The organism is Pseudomonas sivasensis (assembly GCF_021391435.1).
GTDB classification, from domain to species: domain Bacteria; phylum Pseudomonadota; class Gammaproteobacteria; order Pseudomonadales; family Pseudomonadaceae; genus Aquipseudomonas; species Aquipseudomonas sivasensis.
Genome location: NZ_CP090029.1, coordinates 5,592,698 through 5,608,024, shown reverse-complemented (window position 1 = coordinate 5,608,024; position 15,327 = coordinate 5,592,698). Strand labels below are relative to the sequence as shown.

General features: G+C 61.5%; 16 protein-coding genes. 8 read left to right on the top strand and 8 right to left on the bottom strand.

The features are described from left to right. Nucleotides 1-17: 17 nt before the first annotated feature. The 5 genes from LRO94_RS25435 (at nucleotide 18) to LRO94_RS25415 (ending at nucleotide 7,021) form a co-directional block, all read left to right on the top strand. Complete coding sequence (locus LRO94_RS25435; RefSeq protein ID WP_032884764.1) at nucleotides 18-1,460, top strand: OmpA family protein; 1,443 nt, start codon at nucleotides 18-20, stop codon at nucleotides 1,458-1,460. Nucleotides 1,461-1,478: 18 nt separating this feature from the next. Further along, nucleotides 1,479-3,050, top strand: a complete 1,572-nt coding sequence (locus LRO94_RS25430) for a hypothetical protein (RefSeq protein ID WP_095186184.1) — start codon at nucleotides 1,479-1,481, stop codon at nucleotides 3,048-3,050. After that, nucleotides 3,051-3,881: a hypothetical protein gene (locus tag LRO94_RS25425; protein WP_179179821.1), complete on the top strand. Its 831-nt coding sequence runs from the start codon at nucleotides 3,051-3,053 to the stop codon at nucleotides 3,879-3,881. 58 nt (nucleotides 3,882-3,939) lie between these two features. Beyond that, the gene (locus LRO94_RS25420) at nucleotides 3,940-6,024 is read left to right on the top strand and encodes a mechanosensitive ion channel family protein (RefSeq protein ID WP_122756015.1); all 2,085 of its coding nucleotides are present in this window, start codon (nucleotides 3,940-3,942) and stop codon (nucleotides 6,022-6,024) included. A gap of 112 nt (nucleotides 6,025-6,136) precedes the next feature. Beyond that, nucleotides 6,137-7,021 carry a sugar nucleotide-binding protein gene (locus tag LRO94_RS25415; RefSeq protein WP_032884551.1) on the top strand — a complete coding sequence of 295 codons (885 nt, stop codon included), beginning with the start codon at nucleotides 6,137-6,139 and terminating at the stop codon, nucleotides 7,019-7,021. Between the two features lie 126 nt (nucleotides 7,022-7,147). Here LRO94_RS25415 and LRO94_RS25410 read toward each other — a convergent pair whose 3' ends face one another. The 5 genes from LRO94_RS25410 to LRO94_RS25390 all read right to left on the bottom strand — a co-directional run bounded on the left by LRO94_RS25410 (nucleotide 7,148) and on the right by LRO94_RS25390 (nucleotide 11,060). Beyond that, the gene (locus tag LRO94_RS25410) at nucleotides 7,148-7,846 is read right to left on the bottom strand and encodes an OmpW/AlkL family protein (RefSeq protein ID WP_095186186.1); all 699 of its coding nucleotides are present in this window, start codon (nucleotides 7,844-7,846) and stop codon (nucleotides 7,148-7,150) included. Nucleotides 7,847-7,940: 94 nt separating this feature from the next. Further along, nucleotides 7,941-8,462 carry a DUF3299 domain-containing protein gene (locus LRO94_RS25405; RefSeq protein WP_179179822.1) on the bottom strand — a complete coding sequence of 174 codons (522 nt, stop codon included), beginning with the start codon at nucleotides 8,460-8,462 and terminating at the stop codon, nucleotides 7,941-7,943. 11 nt (nucleotides 8,463-8,473) lie between these two features. After that, the gene (locus LRO94_RS25400) at nucleotides 8,474-9,739 is read right to left on the bottom strand and encodes an ABC transporter permease (protein ID WP_179179823.1); all 1,266 of its coding nucleotides are present in this window, start codon (nucleotides 9,737-9,739) and stop codon (nucleotides 8,474-8,476) included. A 1-nt stretch (nucleotide 9,740) separates the two neighbouring features. Next, nucleotides 9,741-10,451 carry an ABC transporter ATP-binding protein gene (locus LRO94_RS25395; protein ID WP_122681791.1) on the bottom strand — a complete coding sequence of 237 codons (711 nt, stop codon included), beginning with the start codon at nucleotides 10,449-10,451 and terminating at the stop codon, nucleotides 9,741-9,743. A gap of 6 nt (nucleotides 10,452-10,457) precedes the next feature. After that, nucleotides 10,458-11,060: a DUF2796 domain-containing protein gene (locus LRO94_RS25390; RefSeq protein ID WP_179179824.1), complete on the bottom strand. Its 603-nt coding sequence runs from the start codon at nucleotides 11,058-11,060 to the stop codon at nucleotides 10,458-10,460. Nucleotides 11,061-11,192: 132 nt separating this feature from the next. Between LRO94_RS25390 and LRO94_RS25385 the strand changes: the two genes are divergently transcribed. Next, entirely contained in the window at nucleotides 11,193-11,540 is a 348-nt protein-coding gene (locus LRO94_RS25385; protein ID WP_099603289.1) for a hypothetical protein, read from the top strand. Here LRO94_RS25385 and trxA read toward each other — a convergent pair. Genes trxA through LRO94_RS25370 form a run of 3 tightly spaced genes read right to left on the bottom strand, consistent with a single transcriptional unit; the run spans nucleotide 11,537 to nucleotide 13,556 of the window. After that, nucleotides 11,537-12,409 (bottom strand): thioredoxin, encoded by an 873-nt coding sequence (gene trxA, locus LRO94_RS25380; protein ID WP_032884557.1) that lies wholly within the window; start codon nucleotides 12,407-12,409, stop codon nucleotides 11,537-11,539. The two genes, LRO94_RS25385 and trxA, sit on opposite strands and share 4 nt — an antisense overlap. A 32-nt stretch (nucleotides 12,410-12,441) precedes the next feature. Continuing rightward, nucleotides 12,442-13,104, bottom strand: coding sequence for a class I SAM-dependent methyltransferase (locus tag LRO94_RS25375; RefSeq protein WP_095186189.1), 663 nt, complete (start codon nucleotides 13,102-13,104; stop codon nucleotides 12,442-12,444). After that, a complete protein-coding gene (locus LRO94_RS25370; protein ID WP_032884559.1) occupies nucleotides 13,101-13,556 on the bottom strand; it encodes a YbaY family lipoprotein in 456 nt (151 codons plus the stop codon). The genes LRO94_RS25375 and LRO94_RS25370 overlap by 4 nt, the downstream gene beginning before the upstream one ends. Nucleotides 13,557-13,695: 139 nt before the next feature. On the opposite strand from LRO94_RS25370, the gene nrdR reads away from it, so the two are divergent. Both nrdR and ribD read left to right on the top strand, forming a co-directional pair. After that, nucleotides 13,696-14,166, top strand: a complete 471-nt coding sequence (gene nrdR, locus LRO94_RS25365; RefSeq protein ID WP_163033267.1) for a transcriptional regulator NrdR — start codon at nucleotides 13,696-13,698, stop codon at nucleotides 14,164-14,166. Further along, complete coding sequence (ribD, locus tag LRO94_RS25360; RefSeq protein ID WP_122681787.1) at nucleotides 14,163-15,299, top strand: bifunctional diaminohydroxyphosphoribosylaminopyrimidine deaminase/5-amino-6-(5-phosphoribosylamino)uracil reductase RibD; 1,137 nt, start codon at nucleotides 14,163-14,165, stop codon at nucleotides 15,297-15,299. The genes nrdR and ribD overlap by 4 nt, the downstream gene beginning before the upstream one ends. The last annotated feature ends 28 nt before the right edge of the window (nucleotides 15,300-15,327 follow it).

Genomic DNA, 15,327 nt, shown 5'->3' with positions numbered 1-15,327 from the left:
AGGCCGGAACCCATCAAGTGAATACCTCCTTTACCCGAAAAATCAGCCTGCTTGCTGGCGCCGTGGCGCTCAGCGGCTGCGCGACGCTTAACGACGCCGGCAAAAACTACGGCACGGCCATCGGTTGCGCCGGTGGTGCATTGCTCGGTGCAGGCCTGACGTATGCGATCACGGGCGATGCCAAAAAGGCGATCGTCGGCGGTGGTGTGGGCGCGGCGGCCGGTTGTGTGGCGGGTAACTTGTGGCAGAACCGTTTGCAGGAACTGGAGCGGATCGCCAAGGAAGAGAACCTGAATATCCAGGTGCAAACCCTGCAAAGCCAGGAGGTCGCCAGCGGCAACGCCCGCGCGCCGGCACCGACTGAAGCGGGCATCGTTGCCCAAGTGCAGGATGAAGGCATGTTCGCCACCGGCAGCGCGCAGTTGAGCGCCAATGGTCAGCGCCAGGTCCGCAAGTTGGCCGCCGCGTTCGCGCCCAAGCAGGGCCAGAACAGCCAAGCGGCGATTCTGGTCGTCGGCCACACCGACGCTACCGGCAGCGCCGCCACCAACCAGCGGTTGTCCGAGCAACGTGCCCGCGCCGTGGCGTCGATCCTGGCCGAGCAAGGCATCGCCCCGCAGCGTATGTTTTTCCAGGGGGCGGGGGCTTCGCGGCCAATCGCCGACAACAGCGATGTGCAGCAACGCGGCAAGAACCGTCGGGTTGAGATCGTTGAAGTGACTGACCGCAACATGCTGGTCAAACGGGTCAACGCCGAACAGAACAACTCCAAATACCTGGCGCACGGTACCTCGACCGAGCCTGCGCGCACCGTCGCCCGCGCGCCGAAAAACAAGCCTGCTGCCACCACCAAACCGGCTGCCGAGAGCAAGCCCGCCGATGCCGGTACCGCCCTGGTCGACTTTGGCGGCCAGCCGGCCAGCGACACGCGTTGGACCCTGGCCCAAGGCATCGCGCCGAAAAAGGCCGGGTTCGCTCTGGTCAGCAGCGCGCAAGCCAACGATCTGCCCAACAGCAGTTGCGAAGCCGACCGCCCGCGAGAAACCGGCAAGGTGTTCAACCTCGCCAGCGGCAAGGCGCTCGACACCCAAGTCACCACCGAGTACCTGCCGGGCTACAACAACCGCGTGTGGGCGAATGTGGTCAATGGCCACCTGGTGACGCTGTCACCGGTTTCGATCCTGCGTGACGGCGCCAGCGTCGACCGCCAACCCTTCATCGAAGTGGTCCAGGGCTACAAGGACGGCAACCGCAAGTCGATCAAAAGCAAAGCCGTGGCCAACACCTACGAAGGTGAGGACCTGGTGCTCTATCGCGTTTTCATCCAAGACCCCAAGGCACCGGTGTCGTGTATCGACGTGGTGTTCAGCAAGAAAAACTCCGAAGCCACGGACGGTGCGTTGTTCTACCCGCGCAGCCGTGAAGCTTTCACTACCCGTTTCGTGCCGATTCGCGCGTAAGACTCAAGGACATACACCATGGAAGACTTCAGCTTTAATGCGCTGACGGCCCTGCTCTGGGCAAACAAGCTAATCACCGGCCTGGTGATTTCCACGCTGCTGGCGGCGATCCTGATTCAAGCGTATTGGGAAAAAGTGGGTTATTTCGTCATGCGTGTTTGGCACGGCGTGCCCGTGATCGGCAAGGTGGCGCGCCTGTCCAAGCAGAGCCTGATGCTCGACGCTTATGGCTGGCCGAAATCCGAGAGCGAGCTGTGCGACGCGTACTACTCGCGCTATGAAAAAATCGGCGCGGAAGACGTCGACTTCTTTAATAAAAGCGAATCCTACCTGCGCACCATCGGCGAGCGTGGCCGCCGGGAGCGACCGTTCTGGGTGTTTGCCCTGATTTTTATGCTGATCATGTTCGAGGCCGTGGGTTTCGCCTACGTACTGGTGCCATTCATCAACCAGAACCTGTCGGCCAATGACCAAAGCTGGATGGGCTGGTTGTTCGCCTTCCTGCTGGCGGTCGCCTCGGCGATCCTGGCCGAAGTCACCGGCCGTGCCGCGCACAAGAACGCGCTGATCAGCAAGGCTCGCCACTGGTGGGAAAACGACAGCGACAGCGACCGCCCGAATCAGCTCAAGGAGTTGCCGGGCATCGGGATCAAAGACACCGAAAGCGATAAAGACGGCAAGGACTACAACCGCATCCTGGCGCGCATTAACACCAACCACACCGTGACACCAAGCCGTGGCTGGATGATCACCACCGGTATCTGGATCGCGATTATCGCGATTGCGGCGTTCGGTATCCGCACCATGCAGCTCAAAAGCATCGAGACCGAAATGGTCGGCAGCCCGCATGCCTTTGCCCAGCAGAATTACGACTCGGCCAGCCCGTTCGAACTGCCGGCCGATTCGGCGGCGATCAACGATCAGGCAGACAAGCAAACCCTGACCGACAAGATGGACGCGATCCGCAAAGCCTCGCTGATCACCTTCATCGTGCTGTCGGTGATCTACATCGCGATTCAGATCACCAGTATCTGGCTGGCGTCGATCTTCGGTTTTGCCGGGGTTGAGTCCAAGACTGCCTGGGAGCACACCCACAAGTTCTCCAGCGGCGAAGCCCTGGAAAACTGGATGCAGAGCCAGCGCGTGGAAATTGCCTCCCATGCCGATCACAAATTGAGCAAATTGCAGCTCAAGCTCGCCGGGCGCACCACCACCAACGCCCAGCAGCAGGCGGCGTTGACCACTGCACACAATCGCAGTTTCGAGACCTTCGTGGCGCGCAAACAGGCGTTGCCAGGGAATCCGCAACCGGCGGCCAAACCCGTCAATGTTCCGGTTGCACCTGCCGCACCTGCCGCACCGGCGGTAGCGGAAGTCGCTGCACCAGCACCAGCACCAGCCCCGGTGCAGGCACCAGTGGCGGTGGCTGCCCCGGAAGGTCTCGACGCCCTGCGCGGCAAAGACCTGACGGCCTACACCGAAGAGCAATTGGCAACGATCAGCCGTGCCAAAGGCCACGCCCTGGAAGATGTGCTGGCGCTGCGTGCCGAACAGCAGTTGGTTAAAGACTTTGACGCAACAGGTGCCTGAATGATGATCCCGCGCTTTTTCTGTGCCCTGTTGCTGGCGCCCTTGATGGCGGTGGCCGGCGAGCGCAACGACATTCCGGATTGCTATCCGTATGCCAAGGTCGCTGAGTTTCGGCCCGTGGCTGCGGGGCGCGAGTTGACGGTGATCATTGATCAAACGATCCCGATGCCTGAGGTCATTCAGAAGGCCACTTGGGCCCAGGTGCAGCGCTTTGTTCAGCCGGGCGATAAGGTCCGACTGTACAGTTTCTCGGCGTTTCTGCCGGGGCAGTTCATGCAATTGCGCTTTGCTGGTGAACTCAACCAGGGCATCGACGAGAAAGTCCGTGAGCGCGTGGGTATGCAATCGCTGCGCACCTTTGACACGTGCCTGGCCGAGCAACGCAGCTTCTTCAACAAGACCTTTGGCAAGGTGTTTGTGACCACGCTGCGTGAAGCGTCCGAAGAGATTGCGCGCAGTGAGATCTTCCAGTCGTTGCGTGATATCGGCAAAGACCTGGGCCAGCAACCGGCTCAGGAACGTGTGGTGTTGTTGATTTCCGACATGCTGGAAAACAGCGACTTCGGCAGCTTCTACGCCAACAACCGGATTCGTGATCTGCAACCCGACGCCGAGCTGAAGCGGGTGGCCGACAAAGGCCTGTTCGCCGATCTGCAGGGCGCGCGGGTCTATGTGGCCGGTGCGGCGTTGGTGACCAAGGACGTCAAGCAGGCTTATCGCTCCGGCAAGACCATCCAAGCGTTGGAAGGCTTCTGGAACGGCTATTTCGCCGGCTCTAACGCGCAGTTGGTAGCGTTTGGCGCGCCAAGCCTGAATGTCGACCTGAAGTGAACCATCCCTGCTGAAACCCGTCAGTTCCTTACAGACCCTTCTGAAGGAACTCGGTGTTTTGCTGAATCTCAAGACTGCATTACTGCTCGGTGCGCTGCTGTTTTGCGGCAGTGGCGCACTGCACGCCGCGGCGGTTGCGCCCGAACCCGAGACGCCGGCCAAGCCAGAGTTGCTGGTGGAAGGCGGACTGCTCGGTGCCATCAGTTCCAGCATCGACGACGTGCAAGACAAGCTCGACCTCAATCAGAGCCTGATCGACGCCTGGCGCCTGCGTGCGGACAGGGCGGCGGATGAAGTAGGGCGGTTGGTCGACCAAACGTCAGAACGTTCGCCGTGGAGTGTGGCCGGGAATTTTCTGCTGCTGTCAGGTGTGTGGGTCGGCGCTTTTACCGTGCTGACGTTGTTGGGGCGGTTTATCGTGCAGCGCTTGGGCCGACGGTCATTCGTCGCACAGCGCAAACGCCTGCATGCGGTGCTCGGGTATGTGGTGCCCTACACGATCCCGGCGCTGATCTGCCTGCCGCTGACCCTTTATGTCAGTCACTTCCTGCCCACTTCGGTGGGGCGCGCGTTGGCACTGTGTTTTGCCTATGCCACCAGCAGCGGGATCTTTTCCACCTCGATGCTGTTGTGCGTGATTGTCATGTTCAATTTCGGCCACAAGCGGCCGGCGGTGCAGATTATTCGCGATTACTGCCCCAAGCCGCTGTTCCTGATTGGCTTCCTCGCCGCCCTCAGCGATGCTCTGACCAGCCCGCAAATTGCCCGCCAGCTTGGCGGCAATATCACCAGCAGTATTGCGGTATTTACCGGCCTGTTCGCGGCGGTGATTTTCGGCGTGCTGGTGGTGCGCTTGCGTCGGCCGGTCGCCCATCTGATCCGCAATCGGCCACTGGCCCAGCGCCTTAAACATCCGGCGTTGCAGCAATCTTTGCGGGTGTTTTCCGGCCTGTGGTACTGGCCGATTCTATTGATGGTGCTGGTCTCGGCAATCAACCTCATCGGCGCCGGTGACGATAACCAGAAAGCCCTGCGTTGCGCGCTGTTCACCACGATTCTGCTAATTGGCACCGTGTTCTTGAGCACCGTGTTGCAACACCTGTTCAAGTCCCGCAGCCAGGTAGCGATCCAGCGCAGTAGCGCCTATAAAGATCGCTTCTTGAGCCTGTTGCACGCGATCCTTCGCATTGTCATGGCGATCGCCTTTATCGAGATCCTTGGGCGGATCTGGGGCGTGTCCCTGTTCGAGTTTGCCCAGCGCAACTCGGTAGGTCGGGCGATCAGCGACTCTTTGAGCAGCATCGGTTTGATTCTGCTGATGACATGGTTGTTCTGGGTGGTGCTCGACACGGCGATCCAGGAAGCGCTGAAACCGCCGGTAAACAAACGCTCCAGTCGCCAGCCGAGCACGCGGGTGAAAACCATACTGCCGCTGTTGCGTAATGCGGTGAAGATCATCCTGGTGGTCATCTGCGCGATCACCACCATGGCCAACCTTGGCATCAATGTCGCGCCGCTGCTGGCGGGTGCTGGTGTGGTCGGCCTGGCCATTGGTTTTGGTTCTCAGCAACTGGTGCAGGATGTGATCACCGGGCTGTTCATCATCATTGAAGACACGCTGTCCATCGGCGACTGGGTGGTGCTTGACTCCGGCCACGCCGGCACCGTCGAGGGCCTGACCATCCGCACCCTGCGTCTGCGTGACGGCAAGGGCTTTGTGCATTCGGTGCCGTTCGGGCAGATCAAGGCGGTCACCAACCAGTCGCGGCAATTTGCCTATGCGTTCTTCTCGGTGCAGTTCACCTACGACACCGATGTGGACAAGGCCGTGGAGTTGATTCGTGAAGCCGGTCAGTCGATCCGCGACGATGTCTTCCTCAAGTACAACCTGCAAGGGCCGCTGGAAGTGTTTGGTGTCGACAAGATGGACCTCAATGGTGTGGTGCTCACAGCGCAGTTCCGCACGGTATCGGGTGGGCAATATGCTGTCAGTCGCGCATTTAACCAGCGTCTGAAAAAGCTTGTGGATAACTGCCCCGAGGTGCACTTCGCGCAGACTTATCCACAGCAGGTCATGGTGCCCCAGCGTGCGGCGTTGGAGCATGAGCCCGCAGAGCCAGGCGTCAAGACACTTAATCCGTGACGGTTGCGCTACAAACCCGCAAAATGCAACGATTCTGGCAAATGCCAGCGGCAAGGCCCACGGGCCTGCCGACCATAGCCAACGTTCCAAACAGACCGGGCCTGCTCAATCTATGCGAATGCGCCTTATGTTATTGGGCGGCGGGAATGCCCTCGGGCAGGCGCTGATTCGCCTCGGTGCAGAGGAAGACATCGGTTTCCTCGCACCCAAACCGCCCCAAGACGGCTGGGATGCCGCGAGCCTTACCCAATTGCTCGACGACACCCGTCCCGATGCCTTGATCAATCTCGCCTACTACTTCGACTGGTTCCAGGCCGAAGCCGTCAGCGAAACCCGTTTGGCTTCGCAGGAGTTCGCTATCGAGCGCCTGGCCGAACTGTGCCAACACCACAACATCACCTTGCTGCAACCGTCCAGCTACCGCGTATTCGATGGCTCCCGTGCCACCGCCTACAGCGAAAAAGACGAGCCGGTGCCCTTGGGCCTGCGTGGCCAGGCGTTGTGGCGTATCGAACAGAGTGTGCGCGCCACGTGCCCGCAGCATGTGTTGCTGCGCTTTGGCTGGCTGCTGGATGACAGTGTGGATGGCACCCTCGGGCGCTTCCTGGCTCGGGCCGAGAAACCGGATGAATTGCTGATGGCGGATGATCGCCGTGGCAACCCGACGCCGGTGGATGATGCGGCGCGGGTGATCATTTCAGTGCTCAAGCAACTCGATTGCGCGGCGCCGCTGTGGGGCACTTACCATTACGCCGGCCAGGAGGCGACTACGCCGCTGGCGCTGGGTCAGGCGATCCTAACCGAAGCGCGCACTTTCCATCCGTTGGCCATTGAATCGCCCACCGCCCAAGCCCACGCGGCCCGGCCGGATGCGACGGACGAGCCGCAGCACGCGGTGTTGGCCTGCAAGAAAATCCTGCATACCTTTGGCATCAAGCCACGGGCCTGGCGGGCGGGGCTTCCGGCGCTATTGGATCGGTTTTACCGCCACAGCTGAACCCAACGCACAATCAACTGTGGGAGGGGGCTTGCTCCCGATAGCGGTGTACCAGTCACTGGTTTGTTGACTGATCCACCGTCATCGGGAGCAAGCCCCCTCCCACAGTTGTTTATGCAGTTTTGCTTAGAACTTGTAGCCGATACCCACCATGTAAACCATTGGGTCCACGTCCACATTGACCTTGGCACGGGTGCCCGGCGCCACGGCATTGTTTTCCACGGTAGCCTTGGTGCTGATGTCGATGTAACGCGCCTGGGCGTTGATCATCCACTTGTCGTTGATCATGTAGTCCGCGCCGATCTGCGCAGCCCAACCCCATGAGTTCTCGGCTTTGAAGTTGCTGAAGCCTGCGCCCTGGGCACGGCTGCCGACGTGTTCGTCGTAGATCCAGGTGTAGTTGATACCGGCGCCTACGTACGGTTGGAACGGGGACTTGTTGTCCAGCGGGTAGTACACGACGCTCAGGGTTGGCGGCAGGTGTTTCAGCGTACCCAGCTTGCCGTTGGCGCCGCCGAGGGCGGTGCCCTTGATCTTCACGTCATGCTCGAACGGCGTGGCGGCCAGCAGTTCGATACCCACGTGGTTGGTCAGCATGTAGGCGAAGTTGAGGCCCAGTTGGGTGTCGCTGCTCATGGTCGCCTTGCCGCCCAGGTTGGTACCGGCCAGCGGGCCCTGGTCAACCTTGACGGTGCTGCTGTCGGCCTTCGGGTTCACGGTGATAGCACCGGCGCGAACCAGAATGTCGCCCGCTTCGTGAGCATGGGCAATGGGGGCGACGAGGGCGAGCGCGAAGAGGGACGCGCCGAGCAGAGACTTGTTCATGGGAGCTCCAAAGGACGTTTAAAAGTTGTACGTCCAATGGTAAAGATCGTTCCGTTCGGTCTGTTGACTCAGCTCAATGAAAGGACGATCAGCGTTATTCCTGCAGTTCGTACATGTAAATCTTCTCGGCATCCATCTGGTAACCGGCGTCCGCCAGTTCGCTGGTAGACGGCTTGACCTGCATCGCGCCTTCGATCCAATACGGCTGGTACAGCTCATCGAGCTTCACGCCGACTTCACTTTTCACATGCACGATCTGGTTCGACGGCGGCGGCGGTACGTGGATGCACGCGCCGAAATACGGCACCAGCAGGAACTCGGTGGTACGGCCTTCTTCGCTGACTTCCAGCGGCACGATATAACCCGGCAGGCGGATGTGCTGGCCATTGAGGCTCTGCACCACCGGCGCGTTGGGCAGGTCCTGCTTGGCCGCCGGCGCGGCTTCGACGGACAAGGCGTCGGCCATGTTCGACAGTTCGTGCAGCGGTTTCATATTCGGGACTTCTGGCGGCGCGTCCGGTGGGATCATCTCCTGCCAGGACAAATCCTTGGGCTGCTCATCGGCCCAGGCGGGTACCGCCACCAGCAACAACAGTGCAAACAGGGCACGACGCATCGAGTCCTTCCTCATAAACGTATGGACAGGCCATCGGCCAAGGATTGTCGGTAGGCGCGCCAGGCCGGCACGCTGCCCATCAACAGCGCAGCAGCCAGGATACCGGCGAGCAAGGTCCATTCATATTCGCTCGGCCAGGACATCGGAAGGTCCAGCCCGTAATTGGCCTGCAAATACCCACGCGACGCGGCAATGCACACATACAGCAAGCCCACGCCTGCGATCACGCCGGACAGGGCCAGGGCGAAGGCTTCGAAGATCAGCAACGTTGCGATATGCCACGGCCGTGCACCCACCGAACGCAGGATCGCCATTTCGCGGCGGCGTTCGTTGAGGCTGGTAAGGATGGCGGTGAGCATGCCGATCAAGCCGGTCAGCACCACAAACAGCGAGATCACGAACAGCGCTTTTTCGGCGGTGCCCATCATGCTCCACAGCTCTTGCAGCGCCACGCCGGGCAGGATCGCCAGCATCGGCTCGCCACGGAATTCATTGATCTCGCGCTGCAGGGCGAAGGTGGAAATCTTGTTGTTCAGGCCGAGCATGAAGGCGGTAATGGCCTGCGGGGTCAGGTCCATATTGCGCGCCTGATCGGCGCTGATGCGGCCTTTGCCCTGGGCCGGCACACCGTTGTGCCAGTCGATATGGATAGCTTCCATGCCGCCCAGGCTGATGTGCAACGTGCGATCCACCGGCGTGCCGGTGCGCTTGAGAATACCGACCACGGTGAACGGCTTGTCATCGTGCTTGACCAGGCTGACCACCGCCACGCCGTGGGCCAGTACCAGCTTGTCGCCGAGCTTGTAGTGCAGGGCATCAGCGACCTCGGCACCGAGCACCACTTCGAACGGGTCGATGGCAAAGGCACGGCCGCTGGCCAGTTCGAGGTTTTGCTTGCGGCCGTACTGGTAATGCTCGAAGTACGACTCGTTGGTACCCATCACCCGGTAGCCGCGATGGGAGTCGCCGAGGGAAATCGGGATCGCCCATTTCACCTGGGGGCTGGCGGCGAAGTGCTCGTAGCTGTCCCAGCGGATGTTGTTGGTGGCGTTGCCTATGCGAAATACCGAATACAGCAGCAGGTTGACCGAGCCGGAGCGGGCGCCGACGATCAGGTCGGTGCCGCTGATGGTACTGGCGAAACTGTTGCGCGCCTCAACGCGAACCCGTTCCACTGCGAGCAACAAGCAGACTGAAAGCGCGATGGCAAATGCGGTGAGGATCGCGGTAAAGCGACGGTTAGCCAGGCTGGCCATGGCTAGACGAAACAAATACATCTCAAACCTCTGCGGGCGTGGCGGCGCGATTGAGTTCGGCCAGCGACAGGTTGCGGTCGAACAGCGGCGCCAGGCTCTGATCATGGCTGACAAACAACAGACTGGCGCCGGCGTCGCGGCATTCAGCGAACAGCAACTGAAGGAAAGCTTCGCGGGCGTCGTAGTCCAGGGCTGAGGTGGGTTCGTCGGCGATCACCAATTCCGGTTGGCCGATCAGCGCGCGTGCAGCAGCCACCCGTTGTTGCTGGCCGATGGACAGCGAATCGGCGCGGCGCTCCAGCAGGTCTTTATCCTTCAAGCCCAAATGCGCGAGCAATGTAGCTGCGGCCTGGTCGACACTGCCGTGGCGCTGCTTTGCCCGCTGCGCTCGCAGTTTGGAAAAGTGGCAAGGCAACTCGACGTTTTCGCGCACCGACAGGAACGGCAGCAGGTTGAACTGCTGGAAGACGTAGCCCGTATGGTCGACGCGGAAACGATCACGGGCGCCGGCCGAGAGTTCGGTCAGCTCCTGGCCGAGCAAGCGAATGCTACCTCGGCTGGGTTTCTGCACGCCGCCCAATAGACCAAGCAGCGTAGTTTTTCCGCTGCCGCTCGGGCCCTTGAGAAACAGGGTTTCACCCGCTTCCAGGCGGAAGGCGGGGATGTCCAGCAACTGTGGGTGACCGGGCCAGTTGAAGCCCAGGTCAGACAGTTCGATCAGTGCTTGGGTCATGTGAACTCAGAACTTCAGGGTGGCTGCTGTGGCGGTGGCATCAACACCTTGCTGGCCGCTCGGGCCGATCAGTTGTACCTGAATTTTCTGAGTGGCGGGGAAGGTCTTGAATACCTGGGTCAGGTCCAGATTGCTCAACGCAGTCGGCGTGGCGCAGGTGAATTGGTAGTGGGCGTGGATTTCGCTGTGGTCGTGATGATGTTCGTGGGCGCCGTCTTTGGCGTCGTGATCGTGGTCATCGTCGTCGTGGTCGGCTTCCGGCTTGTCACCGAACAGCGGGCTGTTGAGCTCCTGGGAGCTGATCACGCAACCGGCGGCCTTGGGCAGGTTGAACAGGGCCGCTGGGTTTTCCAGCTGTTTGCGTGCAGCGGCGACTTTGGCCTTATCGGCAGCCGTGGTGGCGACGTGCTCAAAACCCACCAGATTCATTGCCGGGCTGTCCAGCTCAAGCTCCAGGGTCTGGCCGTCGAGTACGGCGTTGAGACGCCCGACGCCGTGCTCGTGCGCGCCGAGGCTGCCGTGTTCGTGGTCGTGATCATGGTCCTCAGCCGCATGGGCAATGGCCAGTGGCAGCAGGGCAAACGGCAAAGCGAGCAGCAGACGGCGCATGAGAGGGCTCCAGAACATGAAAGTTATGTTATGTGATCTTATAACAATAAGGCCGAGAGTTTGACCGTCTGCTTGGCGTTGCGCAAGCCGCATGGGAGCATGCCCGTCAGAAAAACTGCAGGAGTCAGGACGATGTTGCGAATTCGTGGAACCATCGGCGACCTGCCGGTGGACTTAACCCTGGAACTGGACGACGGCGATTGGGCAAAGTTGGGCGCGCAATTGCAGGCGACGCCGGCAGCCAGCGCCGCCGCCGCGCCGGTAGCGCCGGTCAAACACAATGATGACCTGTGGCAGAACGCCCAGGACTTGTTGCGCAACGCCGGACAACTCAGCGGCCTGGAGTTGCTTGATCGATTGGAAGGTTTGGCGGGGGATGCTGCGGCGGGCAAGCGACTGTTGGTGCGCCTGCGCCACAGCGCTAAGGTCAAGGTGAGCAGCGGCGGGGATACGCCGCTGTACAGTTGGATCGGTGATTAGTACAGCGCGGCAAACAACTTGCGGCGGTACACGGTGACCAGCGGGTGGTCATTGCCCAGCAGTTCGAACACTTGCAACAGGGTCTTGTGCGGCAGGCCTTCGCTGTAGCCGCGGTTGCGGATAAACAACTTGAGGAGGCCTTCCAGCGCGGCGTCGTACTGCTGACGCGCCAGTTGCTGGATGCTCAACTGATACGCAGCTTCATCGTCCTGCGGGTTTTGCGCCAGACGGCTTTTCAAGTCGGCGGCGTCCGGCAGGTCGGCGGCTTGGCGCAGGAAAGTGATTTGCGCCTTGGCCCCGGCGAGCGCGGCTTTGTGGTCGTCGCTTTTCACTGCGTCGAGCACGGTTTGGGCTTCACCGAGCTCACCGCGTTCGGCCAGGCAGCGTGCGTACAGAATCAGCGCGGCGGCGTTGGTGTTGTCCTCGCCCAGCAGCGCGACGAGTACGGCTTCGGCGTCGCTGATGCGCCCTTCGGCAAACAACGTTTGTGCCTGTACCAATGGATCCGCCGCCTTCGGCGCGGGCATCTGCACATGCGGCGCCAACAGCGCTCGCACAGCCGACTCCGGCTGGGCTCCGGCGAACCCGTCTACCGGCTGGCCATCCTTGAACAGCACCACCGTCGGCAGGCTTTGAATACCAAAGCGCGCAACGATGTCTTGCTCGGCTTCGCAATCGACTTTCGCCAACAGCAACTCGCCTTGATAACTCTCGGCAATCTGCGCCAGCATCGGCATCAAGGCCTTGCAGGGCGCGCACCACTCGGCCCAGAAATCCACCAATACGGGTTTTTCGAAGGAGTTCTGAATCACGGCCTGGTCGAAGTTGGCGGCGGTGACGTCGAAGATGTACGGCGTGGGCTCACTCATGGGGCGTCTCGAATAAAGCGGGAATGGGGCAACTATAAGGGCTGGCGTCGCGAATGGTACAGGCTCACCTTGCGAAACTCCCAAGGCTCGGCCAAGTCTGGCAACGTCAGCGCATCGAGGATTTCCAGGCGCTGATAAGCCGGGTGTTGGAAGTCGCGAACCCGCGAGTCCGCCACCAGTGCTTCGCGGCCGCGGCTGAGGAAATGATCCAGCAGTGGCAGGTTGGCGCGATCGTAAAGCACATCGGCTACCAGGATCAGGTCGAAGCGATCGGCTTCGGCGAAGAAGTCCGGCGAATAGGTTAATTCCACGTTATTGAGCTCGGCATTGGCGCGGCAAGATGCCAACGCCAGCGGATCCAGGTCGCAGGCAACTACTTCCACCGCACCTGCCTTAACCGCCGCAATCGCGGCCACGCCGGAACCGGCGCCGAAGTCCAGCACGCGCTTGCCCGCGACCCACTCGGGGTTCGCCGCCAAATACCGCGCCAATGCCAGGCCGCTGGCCCAGCAAAAACTCCAGTAGGGCGGCTCATGCAGGATGCGCCGGGTTTCTTCCGGGCTGAAGGCGCGGTCCATGTTGTCCGCATCCAACAGCCACAACGAGAGCTCGGTGCCCGGCAGCGGGCAGGGCACCAGTTGAGCGTCGCCGATCAGCGCGCTCAGGGCGCGCTGCAAGTCCAACGGGGGCGTCATGGTGCCTTGACGAGTTCCAGGGGGCCGGTGGTCTGGGTGATTGCTTGGGTGATGCGTACGGCGGGCAGGTGCAGGATCAACTGACCGGACTGGCTGGCGCGGCCACGCAGCTCAACCCGTGCACCGGCCGGGAAAGCCTCTGGGTTAAAACGCAGGCGGAAGGCCACGGGCTTGCCGTTGCCGGTCAGTACGCTGCTGGCGAGCAGTTGTTGCGGGCGCGAACGGTCGTCGATCACCAGCAGGGCCATCTCGACTTCGGCACCGGCGGGGACGTTGGTCAGGCTGCCGTTGATTTCACGTTGGTAGGCGGGTAGGGGGCCCAGGTCTTCAATGCCAGGGACTTTTTTCTCCTGCGCAGGCACCGGTTGGGGCGCAGACGGCTTGGGGGCTTCGCTGCTGCAGGCGACCAGGACACTGAACAGGGTGAGCAAAACAAGTGGTCGTAACTGCATGTACGGCTCCAGAAAGGACAAAATCCGTGGCTTGAAATGTAAGAAACATAATAGCCCGCCTGTATACCGTAAAGGCTATGGCTTGTCTTGCCACAGGGATGCGCTACCATGGCCCTCCCTTTTTTTGTTGCCTGCCACCATGCACTGTCCCTTCTGCGGTGCCAACGACACCAAGGTCATTGACTCGCGTCTGGTCGCCGAGGGCGATCAAGTACGTCGCCGGCGCGAATGCCTGGCCTCTGGCTGCGGTGAACGTTTCACCACCTTCGAAACCGCCGAACTGGTATTGCCACGTCTGATCAAGTCCGACGGCAGCCGCCAGCCTTTCGACGAAGAAAAACTGCGCGCCGGTATGCAGCGCGCGCTGGAAAAACGCCCAGTGAGTGTCGAGCGGCTGGAGGCGGCGCTGGCGCATATCAAGCACAAGCTGCGAGCGACTGGCGAGCGCGAGGTCAAGAGCCTGGTGGTGGGAGAGTTGGTGATGGGCGAGCTGCAAAAGCTCGACGAAGTCGCCTATATCCGTTTCGCTTCGGTGTATCGACGCTTCCAGGACCTCAATGAGTTCCGCGAAGAGATCGACCGCCTGGCCCGTGAGCCGGTCAAACCATGATTCCTCCTTCTGCTGAACAAACTGTCCTCGACGCCCATTACATGGCCCGCGCCCTTGAACTGGCGCGCAACGGCCTGTATACCACCCACCCTAATCCGCGTGTTGGCTGCGTGATTGTGCGCGATGGGCAGATTGTCGGCGAAGGCTGGCATGTGCGCACGGGCGAGCCCCATGCGGAAGTGCATGCCTTGCGGGCTGCCGGCGATAAGGCCCGAGGCGCCACGGCATACGTCACCCTCGAACCGTGCAGCCACTATGGTCACACCCCGCCGTGCGCCGATGCGCTGGTGAGCGCCGGGCTGGCGCGGGTGGTTGCGGCGATGCAGGACCCTAACCCGGAAGTTGCCGGGCGCGGTATGCAGCGCTTGGCCCAGGCCGGGATCGAGGTGCGCAGTGGCGTACTGGAAGGTGAGGCGCGGGCGCTCAACAAAGGCTTTCTCAAACGCATGGAACACGGGTTGCCGTTCGTGCGAATCAAAATGGCGATGAGTCTGGACGGTCGTACCGCGATGGCCAGCGGCGAAAGCCAATGGATCACCGGTCCCGCCGCCCGCGCCGCCGTGCAGCGCCTGCGCGCCGAGGCCAGCGTGGTGCTGACTGGCGCCGACACGGTGTTGGCTGACGGTGCGCGGCTTACCGTCCGTGCTGCCGAGCTGGGACTGGATGAAGAAACCACCGCCCTGGCCATGTCGCGCCCGCCGTTGCGTGTGTTGATCGACGGCCGCCTGCGAGTACCGCTCAACGCACCCTTCTTTAAGGCGGGCCCGGCATTGGTCATCACCTGTGTCACCCCGGAAAACCAGTTCCCCCGAGGCCCCGAGTGTCTGGTGGTGCCAGGCGTAGAAGGCCAGGTCGACCTGCGCTCGGCGCTGGTGGCGCTGGCCGCCCGTGGCGTCAACGAAGTCTTGGTGGAAGCTGGCCCAAGCCTGGCAGGGGCGTTTGCCCAGCAAGGTCTGGTGGACGAATACGTGATTTTCGTCGCCGGCAAGTTCCTCGGCTCCGCTGCCCGGCCTTTGCTGGACTGGCCGCTTGAGAAACTGGCCGACGCCCCCCAACTCAAGATCACTGAAATGCGCGCTGTAGGCGACGACTGGCGAGTCACTGCCATCCCTGTGCCAGCAGCGAGCGTATAATTCTGACCGGGCGCTCAAGTGCCCGCCC